The following is a 3,580-nucleotide window of genomic DNA, read 5'->3' on the forward strand; positions in this document are numbered from 1 at the left end:
GTACTATCCTTTCATAGATAGAGATGCCCGGTTCTTTGGGGTCTTCTACCCAGCGGGGTATTGACACGACTTTATATCATAGATCCAGTGAAAGATATAAGTCAAGCTCTTCATTCAAAATAAGCTCTTCAATTGAGGGCCTCCCAGTGATGCTAGTGGCTAAATATATGACAACGCTTATGAAGCCTTTCTAACTACACAGTTTTCCTGGTTGCTTGCAATAGAGATGACTAGTTCTAGGCTTGGCAGAAACGACACACTGGGAGAACCCTGTGATAGATATGCTTGATTCGACGAAACGGCGCATCAGCGTGACCGCCTTCCTGACAGCGGCAGCACGCGCCGTCGAGAGCCAGCGACCAGATCGTCTCTTCGACGATCCTTGGGCCGCTTTGTTGGCCAGCCGTGAGGGATTCAGTATTCTCGAAAAAGGGGAAGATCGGGGCGCCTCGATCGTTGTACGCACACGCTATTTCGACGAGTGGCTACAACGCTTGACTCAGGAGGAGGGTCTGCGCCAGATCGTGCTCCCCGCCGCAGGACTCGATACACGAGCTTTTCGCCTCACCTGGCCGCCAGCTACCCGTTTCTTCGAGCTTGACTTACCCGCAGTGGTCCTTTATAAGGAGGCCCGGCTTCAGGCTCAGCCGCGCTGCCAACGCACGATTCTGGCCGTTGACCTGACCTCCTCCGATTGGGAAAACCAGCTGCAGCAGGCTGGCTTCCAGCCGGCGCTTCCTTCGGTCTGGCTCGTGGAAGGACTTTTCTTCTACCTTCCCCTGGAGCAGACTCGCCAGCTGCTCGCCCGCCTGAGCCGCCTGGCAGCCCCAGGGAGCTGGCTCGGCTTCGATGCCATCCACAGCGCGATGCTTTCTTCTCCTCTGACCAGCTCTCGCATCCAGCTCACAAAGAAGAATGGGGCTCCCTGGATCGGCGCGATCGCTGACCCGGTCGCATTGTTGGCCTCCTTTGGCTGGCAGGCCAGCTTTGTCTCCAACGCACGCAAAGGGTACGAGTATGGACGAGCGATCTTTCCTTTCATCGCCCCCGAGGCCCTCAATGCTGAGACCGAGAAGCTTTATCACATGCTCGTTACCGCCAAACGCCTGCCTCTAGAGGAGTCACCAAGACTATAACCGGCAAGGAAAGGAAAAGATAAGCAAGGAAGGAGTAGTAAGCTCGCTCGCCAACCTCTGCTGAGCCTCTATGAATGGCCAGAGGGCACGGTCCTGTCGTAGAAGATTGGCACTTGTCATGTCACTTCACCAGGAAAAGCTCGCATTACCGCTTGCCCTGTCACTGGCCAAGGGGTGCCATGCAATCAGGCCAGACCAGATAGATGGAGTTAAACCGGCAGCCACCGGTCTGCTCTGTCGCAGGCTTAGCGACTTATCAGGATGCTGGCCCTCGATGTCGACCGCAGTGGCCGGGGGTCATGCAAGGGCGCGAGGGTGCCTGGCCTGGAGAGTGCGCATTAGCCATACTTACCACTCTTCCAGGCTCTAAAGGAGTAGCTCAATGAGCACCGTCATACGTATAGAACAGCTTAGCAAGTCATTCGTTCGGAATGATCGAGAGATAGTAGTCTTACACAATGTGAATCTTGAAATCGAGAGCGGGAGCTTTGTCGTGCTCGCCGGCCCAAGTGGCTGCGGTAAGACGACGCTCCTCAATATCGTCGCCGGCCTGCTGCCCCCCGGCTCCGGGACGGTCTACTACAAGGGGCTTCCCATCAGCGGACCCCGACTGGAAGTGGGTTACTTGACTCAGAAAGATACCCTGATGCCCTGGAGAACGGTTGAGCGCAATGTCGAAATGCCTCTGGAGATCAGGGGAATCGCTGCTTCGGAGCGGCGCCGGCGCGCTGCTGAGTTCATTCGCCTAGTCGGACTGCAGGGCTTCGAGAAGCTCTATCCTCACGAGCTTTCGGGCGGCATGTTGCGCCGGGCCAGCCTGGCTCGGATGCTGGTGACTCTGCCTGAAACGCTTTTGATGGACGAGCCATTCGGCGCGCTCGATGCTCAGTTGCGTCTAGAGCTGCAGAATGAGCTGCTCTCCCTATGGTCCAGACAGCGCTCCAGTGTGCTTTTTGTGACTCATGATCTGGAGGAGGCCATTATCTTGGGCGATCGTGTGGTGGTCCTCGGCACGGGAGGCCATATTATCGCTGATGAGCCGATTGTCTTGCCGCGACCACGGGATGCCATCCACATCCGCTTCCGCCCGGAGTTTACTAACCTGCATCGGCGCCTCTGGGATGCCCTCATGGAGTCCCGTCAGCAAGTGCAGAGGCAGGAGGTAAAGTTATGAGCCTGGTGAATCAGTTCCGGTCAGAGCCGTCGAGGTCTGTTCTTGTTGGGCCTTCAGCTTTGGTCAGACAGGCCCAGCAGCGCAAGCAGCGTCAGCAATGGTTGATCTACGGGTCCCGTCTGCTGCTAGTGGTAGGCGTGCTGCTCTTCTGGCAATTCGCTTCGGGAACGATTCTTGATGCTTCCTTTCTGAGCAACCCGCTAGCCATTCTTCGCCAGACCATCGCCTGGCTCAGCGACGGGGACCCCTGGTATGAGAGTACGCTTATCATTAATACTGCTGTGACCCTGGAGGAGACGCTGCTCGGCTTGCTCTTCGGCGTCGTGAGCGGTTTGCTTTTGGGGTTTCTTTTCGGTCTGCAGCCGACACTGGAGCGCATCTTTAACCCGTTCATCATTGCGCTGAACAGTATCCCGAAGATTGCCTTGGCACCACTCTTCATTCTCTGGCTGGGGATCGAGATTCCGATGAAGGTTGTGCTGGCAGCTGTGACAGTCTTCTTCCTGATTTTCCTGAATACGCTCAATGGCGTGCGCAATGTCGATCAGCACCTGGTTGATGCGGTGCGTCTGATGGGAGGACGGCAGCGCGATGTGATCTTCAAGGTGATCCTTCCTTCGGCTACTGGCTCGGTTCTGACCGGCCTGCACGTGGCCATCCCTTACGCTTTGATCGGGGCCATTGTGGCGGAGCAGATCGGCGCCAACCGCGGCATCGGCTATCTGATTCAGTCGTCCGGTGAATCCTTTAATGCCGCCGGCATTTTTGCCGCGCTGCTGGTCCTGACGCTCATTGCAGGACTGCTGAATGCGATTGTGAACCTTATCGATCGCAAGACTTCCCATTGGAAGGCCGGTCTCAAGCTCAGCAGTTCCGATCCATCCTGAGAAACTGTGCGGGGGAAGACGCTGCTTTTCTCTCAGAGGCTGCTGAGTATGGTTCCCTGCCGATCGGAGAGAGGCAATGAGGCGATCTTCTCTGATATATCGAGGGCTTTGTGCGGTTCTGGCGTTCGTAATAGCTGCGTTGAGCTTGACCAGCTGTGGCTCGGCCCAAAGTAGGGTTGCTACCGACGATATGAGGTTAAAGGTGGCTATGAATAGCCTTTCTAGCGGCTATCTGGCCGATCTTGTGGCGGCAGATCAGGGCTATTTCAAGGCCCAGGGGCTGACGGCCTATCCGGAAGAGACTGGATGGAAGTGGTTATTGCGGAAGGTCTCTTTGTAGCTTTCTTATGTCCGGCTGAACGGTTGACCGGATGGTAGGCAAT

4 protein-coding genes are annotated in these 3,580 nt (G+C 56.2%); all 4 read left to right on the forward strand.

Annotation, left to right across the window (positions count from 1 at the left end):
• Positions 1–281: 281 nt before the first annotated feature.
• The 4 genes from IRZ31_RS20645 to IRZ31_RS20660 all read left to right on the forward strand — a co-directional run bounded on the left by IRZ31_RS20645 (position 282) and on the right by IRZ31_RS20660 (position 3,537).
• Positions 282–1,136: an SAM-dependent methyltransferase gene (locus tag IRZ31_RS20645; RefSeq protein ID WP_297157463.1), complete on the forward strand. Its 855-nt coding sequence runs from the start codon at positions 282–284 to the stop codon at positions 1,134–1,136.
• Between the two features lie 382 nt (positions 1,137–1,518).
• Complete coding sequence (locus IRZ31_RS20650; protein ID WP_297157454.1) at positions 1,519–2,310, forward strand: ABC transporter ATP-binding protein; 792 nt, start codon at positions 1,519–1,521, stop codon at positions 2,308–2,310.
• Complete coding sequence (locus IRZ31_RS20655) at positions 2,307–3,197, forward strand: ABC transporter permease (protein WP_297157457.1); 891 nt, start codon at positions 2,307–2,309, stop codon at positions 3,195–3,197. The genes IRZ31_RS20650 and IRZ31_RS20655 overlap by 4 nt, the downstream gene beginning before the upstream one ends.
• A gap of 208 nt (positions 3,198–3,405) precedes the next feature.
• Positions 3,406–3,537 carry a hypothetical protein gene (locus tag IRZ31_RS20660; RefSeq protein WP_297157461.1) on the forward strand — a complete coding sequence of 44 codons (132 nt, stop codon included), beginning with the start codon at positions 3,406–3,408 and terminating at the stop codon, positions 3,535–3,537.
• Positions 3,538–3,580: the final 43 nt, after the last annotated feature.

Origin of the sequence: Thermogemmatispora sp. (assembly GCF_019683635.1) — a bacterium.
Classification (GTDB): Bacteria; Chloroflexota; Ktedonobacteria; order Ktedonobacterales; family Ktedonobacteraceae; genus Thermogemmatispora.